This is a genomic window from Vibrio sp. D173a (assembly GCF_030248475.1).
In genome coordinates this window covers 21,352-29,384 of record NZ_JAHGAH010000300.1, presented here as the reverse complement: position 1 = coordinate 29,384, position 8,033 = coordinate 21,352, and the positions used below count along the sequence as shown (strand labels likewise).

General features: G+C 43.7%; 5 protein-coding genes. 2 read left to right on the top strand and 3 right to left on the bottom strand.

Going from position 1 to position 8,033, the window contains the following annotated elements:
• Positions 1-91 (bottom strand): HisA/HisF-related TIM barrel protein (locus KIV40_RS24700; RefSeq protein ID WP_258800002.1); only part of this gene is annotated, 91 nt, incomplete at its 3' end.
• 790 nt (positions 92-881) lie between these two features.
• Here KIV40_RS24700 and KIV40_RS24695 point away from each other — a divergent pair.
• Together KIV40_RS24695 and KIV40_RS24690 are read left to right on the top strand one after the other, a co-directional pair.
• Positions 882-3,224 carry a M4 family metallopeptidase gene (locus KIV40_RS24695; protein WP_285351827.1) on the top strand — a complete coding sequence of 781 codons (2,343 nt, stop codon included), beginning with the start codon at positions 882-884 and terminating at the stop codon, positions 3,222-3,224.
• A gap of 70 nt (positions 3,225-3,294) precedes the next feature.
• Positions 3,295-4,809: a M28 family metallopeptidase gene (locus KIV40_RS24690; protein ID WP_012129160.1), complete on the top strand. Its 1,515-nt coding sequence runs from the start codon at positions 3,295-3,297 to the stop codon at positions 4,807-4,809.
• Positions 4,810-4,897: 88 nt separating this feature from the next.
• Here KIV40_RS24690 and KIV40_RS24685 read toward each other — a convergent pair whose 3' ends face one another.
• Together KIV40_RS24685 and KIV40_RS24680 are read right to left on the bottom strand one after the other, a co-directional pair.
• Positions 4,898-5,509, bottom strand: coding sequence for a pyridoxamine 5'-phosphate oxidase family protein (locus KIV40_RS24685; protein WP_012129161.1), 612 nt, complete (start codon positions 5,507-5,509; stop codon positions 4,898-4,900).
• A 192-nt stretch (positions 5,510-5,701) separates the two neighbouring features.
• Complete coding sequence (locus tag KIV40_RS24680; protein WP_285351826.1) at positions 5,702-7,942, bottom strand: hypothetical protein; 2,241 nt, start codon at positions 7,940-7,942, stop codon at positions 5,702-5,704.
• Positions 7,943-8,033: the final 91 nt, after the last annotated feature.

The window sequence follows — 8,033 nt, the reverse complement described above, 5'->3', positions numbered from 1 at the left end:
CGCCAATGATCTCGTGATTACGGAACTGCACGCCCTTCACTACTTGTCCATCACGAACATCAAGACATGGAATTATTCGCTTTGCCAATATGCAAATGCCTCCTCTGGAGCGCTTACTATTTAGAAATGGAATAAAACTATTAATAACATAAAATATGATGGTTTTGATCTATTATAACTTTCCTGATTTGTTTTATTTTACACCTATTAATAAATGAATTCTTTGACTTCATTTATATCCTGATTTTTACATTCTCCTTTTCTTGTTTAAAATAGTAAATTTAATGTGTAAAATGTAATTTATTTATTCAAATAATGTGATTTTAAATGCTCTTTCTTCTCGGTAATCTCATAAATAACCTTGTGTTATGTGGGTTTTATGACAGTTTATATCAAGTCGTAGTATGGATTTTCTAGTTAAACTTAAAAGGCGCTTGCAATGAAAACGATTGCGTTAAGTAGTCGATTTTTAATCAGGATGGCATTCATTCTGATCTTTTATCTAATTCGTGGTTTTAGATATTTTTTATTTGAAAATACAAAGTTTAATATGCTAAATTCCATCGCTTAGATAATAATGGTATTAAAATCCGACTTTCTATTTCCTCAAGGCTTAATAAATTTTTTGTTCATAATGAAATTTAAGAAAACAATATTTTTAAATAAAAATATCTAATGATAAAAATGTATTTCTTGAGTTTTGTAAATGAGATCTCTTTCCATAAAAAGTGTCAATTGTAACATTTTTGTAACTTTCATATTTGCCAGTTTCATTCATTTCTAGAATTGAAGTATCACAACTATTTTATCGGGTTTAAATATCGACATTAATATGTTTTTTTCTGATAGGTTTGAATTGAATACATCAAGGAGATAGATAAATGAGAATAAAAAAACGTCTGATAGCAGTCGCTGTTGCAGGTGTAATGACTATGTCAGTACATGCAGGTGAATCAGTCACACTTACCAAGCCAGTTAACTTCACCAACTTCTCTGGCCTTAACTCACAACTGGGTGTTAACAATGCTTCTAGCTTTAAACAGGTGAAAAGTATCCACCTTAAAAAACGTGGCGTTTATAAAGTTAAGATTCAGCAGAACGTTTGGGGTGTTCCTGTTTGGGGGCATTCTCTGAATGCGACGCAAAGCTTTAAGGGTGGTGCATTAAAAACGGTACAAGGAAGCTACCTTCGTGTGAATGACTTGGATCGTAGCTTTGTTAAGCCGAAGTTGAACCGTGCAGATGCATTAAAAGTCGCGTCTAAAAACCTTCAGGATAAAGGCTTCGCAGTTAAGTTCCTGCGAAACGTTGAAGATGAGTTATTCATCTATCAAGACGGCAAGAAGACCCGTTTGGTCTACGTCGTTTCTTATCTGTTAGCGAACAGCCTTCAACCATCTCGTCCGTTTACTATGTTAGATGCTCACAGTGGCGAAGTCATCGATCGTTGGGAAGGGATTGCACACGCGCAAATCGGTACAGGCCCTGGTGGTAATGAAAAAACGGGTATGTACGAGTACGGTACGGATTACCACTTCCTCGACGTGCAAGAGGATGGCACTAACTGTGTGATGGAGTCGGAGAACGTTGTCACGGTTAACCTAAATGGTGGTACTGAAGGTTCTACTCCATACAGCTACGAATGTCCGCGCAATGAATTCCAAGAAATCAACGGCGCTTACTCGCCACTGAACGACGCCCATTATTTTGGCAACATTGTATTCGACATGTATAAAAACTGGTTCGATACGGCACCGCTTACCTTTAAGCTGATGATGCGCGTTCACTACGGCACTGGGTACGAAAACGCGTTCTGGGATGGTCAGGCAATGACATTCGGTGATGGTGAGAGTTACTTCTACCCACTGGTTAGCCTTGATGTGTCAGCGCACGAAGTGAGCCATGGCTTTACCGAGCAAAACTCAGGCCTGGTTTACGCTAATCAGTCTGGTGGCATGAACGAGGCCTTCTCGGATATCGCAGGTGAAGCGGCAGAATACTACATGAAGGGCGAAAATGACTGGATGGTCGGTAAAGACATCTTTAAAGAAGATGGCGCCCTGCGTTACATGGATGACCCTTCGCGTGATGGTTCTTCTATCAACCATGCTCAAGATTACTACGATGGATTGAATGTGCACTACAGCTCGGGCGTATTCAACAAAGCTTTCTACCATCTTGCGACAACGGATGGCTGGGATACCAAGAAAGCGTTTGAACTGTTCGTACTTGCTAACCAGATCTACTGGTCACAAGACAGTAATTTCTGGGAAGGAGCATGTGGAGTTAAAAGTGCCGCAACTGACCTAGGTTACGACGCATCTGCGGTTGTTAATGCCTTTGGCATTGTGGGTGTAGAGCCTTGTGCGGAGCCACCATTGCCGCCAGAGCCAGAATACCAACGTCTAGAAAATGGCACTGCGGTTACAATTAGTGGTGGTACAGGCTCGAAAACTTACTTTGATATTGAAGTGCCAGAAGGAAAATCACAGCTTACGATTAATCTTGCTGTGCCAAATGGTGACCCAGATATTTATGTTGGCTTGGATTACGCACCTTCTCCAACCGAAAACATTTGCTCTAGCCTGTCGGTTTCTGACGAAGTTTGTGTGATCGAAAACCCAGAGCAGGGACGCTATACCATTAACGTTTTCGGTTACGCTGGGTATGATGATGCTGAGCTATCGGCGACTTACGATGATAGCAGTGCGAACGTGCCACCAGTAGCCTCGTTTGACCAATCAGTATCGGGTAAAACGGTTCAACTTCGTAGTACAAGTAGTGATAGTGACGGCAACATTGTCTCTTACCAATGGAGCCTAGGTGATGGTAATTCGCAAACTGGTGAAACGGTATCACACACTTACGCTGCGGCAGGTGACTACTCAGTAACGTTAACAGTAACGGATGATGCAGGTAGTGCAACTTCGACGACACAAACAGTGACGATCGAAGAAGGCCAAACGGATGCGTTCCCGCTGAAACTGAACTTTGGTAACAAGTTCCCGAATGGTAAAGCTCGTGTCAAACTTTCTTGGAAATACAGCACTGACGATTACTTCATCGTGAAGCGTGATGGTAAAAACGTAGGTGCAACGGACTTCCAGTCTTACGTTGACCAGTTTGAGCACAACGGCACGATCGACGTGGAATACCAAGTGTGTACTTCTGGAAATGTGTGTTCTGAAACGAGGCGTTACCGATTCCTAAAACCAAATAAATAATAACGCAATATAAAGGGCTCCCAAAGGAGCCCTAATTCGTCATGTACGGCTAGAAAAGGGAAAACAACAAATGAAAAAGAGCTTATTAGCGATAGCATTACTGAGTGGCACTGTTGCTGCGAGTGAATCTCCGTTGCAGGAAGAGGTGTGGATCACAACAGACGCGGATGCTCAGCACTTAGCTATTCAACACGGCGCAGTGGTGTATTCTGACTTTTTCGGTGCGCGCCCAGCGATCGTTGCTAAGATTCCACGAGATAAGTTAGCGACGTTATCCAGTCACATGCACCATGACAAACATCGTTGTGGTGGCTATATGGTGCACCCAGATAAAGCCAGTGCGATGAAAGCGGCAGCGATGCCGACGACAATAAAAACATTTAACAAGCCCACGATAAGCCATCATGAGACGGTCGAAACGCTCATCAATCAGGTAGAGCCAACCAACTTGGTGAAAACGATTGAAGACATGACATCTTTCACCAACCGTTTTTATACGACACCGACGGGTATTGAAGCCTCGAACTGGTTGTTAGAGCGCTGGATAAAAGAAATCGAGGGAGTGAGTTATGCATCTGCGGTGCAAATTCCTCATGCTGGGTTCCCTCAAAAGTCAGTTGAAGTCACCTTGTTAGGCGCGAAGTACCCAGAAGAAATTATTGTTGTGGGTGGCCATTTGGACTCGACGGCAGGGACTTGGACAGAAGAGCACACCATCTCTCCGGGTGCGGACGATGATGCATCGGGTATTGCTACCGTAACGGAGGCGCTTCGACTGATGATCGCTAGTGGAGTCCAGCCTGATCGTACGATTAAGTTTTATGGCTACGCAGCGGAAGAGGTTGGCTTAAGAGGATCCCAAGGCGTGGTATCAATGCTGAGTAGTCGAGGAGCCAACGTTCTTTCAGCCTTGCAGCTCGATATGACTAACTACAATGGCTCTGCTCATGACATTACGTTCATTACAGACTATACGGACAGCAACTTAACGGCCTTCTTGGCGGAGTTGATTGATGAGTATGCGCCTGAAATCACCTACGGATTTGACCGTTGTGGCTACGCATGTTCTGACCACGCATCTTGGCACAATGCTGGCTACCCAGCCGCAATGCCTTTCGAGAGTATGTTTGAAGATTACAACCCGAATATTCATACCCAATTTGATACTTTAGAAAACGCGGATCCAACGGCAACTCATGCTAGCAATTTCGCTAAACTCGCAGTGGCTTATTTGGTGGAGTCGAGCATGGACAGCGTATCGGGTGTGACGCCATTACAAGATGGTGAACCCGTTGACAATTTGCAGGCAGGATATGGCGAAGAGCAATTCTTTACTTTTGAAACACAGGAAGCAGGGCAGGTGACGATCACCATGTCAGGACCGAGAAGTGGTGATGCTGACTTGTTCGTTAAGTACAACGATTCTGTATCTGTAACAAGTTTCGACTGTCGCCCATTCCAAAATGGTAGTAATGAGCAGTGCGTTCTCAACAAACCTGCGGGTATATTCAACATCATGATTCGCGGTTACCGTAATTTTGACCAAACGAGTGTTGTTGCGAGTTTTGATAAGACTGCAAAGTGATGGTTAAAAGAGGTCTAGGCTCATTAGTTTAGGCCAATATTAAAACGCCGCATCAAGCCATGATGCGGCATTTTTAAACAAGCGCTCGTTAAAGCGTTGACTTGTAATATTCGACCATTTCTTCTTGAGTGGCCGACACTAAATCTGGGTTGCTCTGCTGTGCTTTCATGATTTGAGCAAGAGAAGGGAGGATTTTTCTATCGACGCGGTACGTATCGCTCCAAAGCTTTGCACGCATGATGGCTTTCGCGCAATGGAAGTACAAGCTTTCTACTTGGATTTTGATGACGATTTTAGGCGCTTTGCTCCCATTAGGGCACATTGACTTTAACGTTTCATTTGTGTGTAAACTGGCAACGCCCTTTAGTCTCACGACCTCATCAATCCCATTCACCATAAATAAAAGTCCGACCTTCGGATTTGCAAGAATGTTTTTAAAGCTGTCCAGTCGATTATTACCAGAGCTATCAGGCATTAGCAGGGTGTTATTGTCTAAGATTTTAATAAATCCTGGAAGCCCACCACGGGGGGATATATCAGTAAAACCTTGTTCATCACTGGTTGTAAAGAGGACAAAATGACTGTGATTGATTAATGTCTGGGCATATTCATCTAGTTCGAACATCACTTTGTTTTTTGCTCGTTGGCTTGGCTGACCATACAGGGCTTCTAGTGCTTCCAATGACGTTATTTCACTCACTTGAGCGTCTCCATTTTTATTTTATAAATTGTCGCCGTTATAATGCCTTGTCAAAACGGCATAAGCAACCGAGTTGGTATTTGGTGCTGTTGGAGTCCCATTGTGTCGTTCAAAGTACAAAGTTGTACTTAAATGAATCTGGGGCACTATAGAAAGAAGGTGTGAGTGACAAATTTCAATTGATGCTGCAATTCAATAAAGTAAGAACACTCCCTCATAACCGCCGATTTCAATGTGCGAAACGTAGCCACCAATATTACCGTCTTTGTCTACGGGTCTCATTGGCTTGTCAAGCGTAATGGTGATTTTAGGCGCGGAGAAATAGTTTGCGTTTTTACCAAAGAAGTCGGTGCGATATAGCACACGCCCGTTGGTAAACTCACGTGCTAACACCATTTCTGATGGACCTTGAGCGACGATATCTGTGCTCGAACGATAAGCAAAGTATATATAAGTGGGATAAAGGTAAGTAATGTCTCCAGGTAAGTCTACATGCTCAATTTTATTCATGGTGGAATCGCCAATGATTGTATAATCGGACTTTGGCGGTGTGCTGGTGGACAACATAAGCGGCATCGCTGCAGCCCCTTCAGGCACTAGATTGGCGGGCTCTCCCAAATCGACGGCGAGTAACGCACTTGGTTGATAAGCAATGTTTTTTGGTACGCCAGCTTTCCAGAAGTTTTCGGCAGTAGTGTTGTTACTGCCATATAAGTAGCTACTGTTCCATTGATTAAAAAAGCTACGCTCAGGGTGATGATTTAAGTAAAACGCCGCCAGTGTAGAGTATTGGTCTTGCTTCCAGTTATCTTCAGTGTTGCCAAAGTATTGAACTCGACCATAACGCGTGGTTGCTTGATAAATCACTTTCTGACCCGCTTTGGCGAGTGCAGAGTTATCCCAAAACTTAGCTAAGCCAGCATAGCCACTAAAGCCAGTAGAAGGGAAAAGGTAATGCTCGCGTAAATATAGAGAACCAGCTTCAACTAAGTGGTTTTGTCCATTACGGCCGAATAGGTTTGCCGTGTCTATGTTGAGACCAATTAACGCATCCGCATCCAGCGTTGCCAGTTTGTTTAAGAACGCCGAGAATTGTGCTTTGTAAGCATCGTCAGCAGCTTGGCTTCCTGCCACCAAACCAAGTTCATCCACCGTACCACCGGAATAAACGTAGAACTGATTTGCTCCGAGTAACTTATTAGTATCGTCGTTGTACGCACCGTTTAAACCTTGTTTCGCCCATTCAGCTTGGTAATAGTGATGCATCGCGTTGGCAAACTCGGGGTTACCAAGATTGGTTAATGCCCAAGAAGAGGTTTGGTTCCACATGCGACCAAATGGAATAACACGTGACTCCCAACGAAATCGTGCCGTTGCATTCTTATTCGAACGGTTTGTGTATTCATTCCAAGAAAGATAATTATCTTGGTTTAGGTCTGCGGATTTGTCGAAGCCACGTATCTTACGCCAGCGTTGAATGGTTTGACCTTCAGGTGTTGCCTTTGGTGCGTCGGTCAACTTAACGGTTTGGAAGCCGTTTTTGAGCTTTACTTCTTTTAGACGAGGGCGATTCTCGATGTTTTCGTCATGCCAAGTAATTTTCGCAACGTAAAGACGGCCACCATCGCGTAAAAAGGTGGAGCCAAAGTACTGACCGCCGCCATAGGTTTTTCCGCTGCCATAGTGCGTTGTAGCGCGAACCCAATCCGAAGGAACGGACCAGTTTACCGTTTGGTTTTTGGTCATGTTCAGCGTTTTATCTTTATTAATATCAAACGGCTTCCACTGCGATACCTGACCAAATGAGTCTATGGCAGAAGGGTATTCAATCGTAAAGCGGCCACCTTGAGCAAACTGGGAGAACGTAAATGCTAAGCGGTCGAACTTCTCTGAGTGATAAACATAGAGAGCACCACCATTATTCGTCTGTCCAAAGACGTCAGCGTCCCATGGTGGTTGTTGATATAACCAAAAGCCTGCGTGGTCGGCACTAGCCGTATAACCGACAATCATCGGTTTTCGATTGAGTAAGGTATTTTCACCATGGCTAGAGTCTATCTCTGCGATGATGGTGTCTTCCGAAAAATGAAGAAAAAAATCTTCATAATCGATGTTATTTATTTCTGCTTGGTTACGTATATCGTTTTCGAGCCAACCCGAGTTAAGTTCGAGCTTTTGGTTGTACATATACCCAATCGCATTTACGCGTTCGTTATCGCTTTTATTTTCATATGCGCCAAACACGACATCGGCATTAACCAGTTCCCACTCAAGCGCAGCCGCCGCAGAAACCGGTGCATCTCGTAGATCAATACCTTGTTCATGCAGCCCCGGTAAAACGATTGCCGTGGCTGACCATGTCACAGGTGTAAACAACAGGCTCAAAGGCCCCAGCGCAAGCAGCGCAAGCAGCGCAGAGCGATATGGCTTCATTATTGAGTTGTCCCAATCAAAAACTTCGATTAATTAGATAGCGAGTCTAATTAGAAAAAGTATTGACGATTGATCAGACCAATTCAAGAAA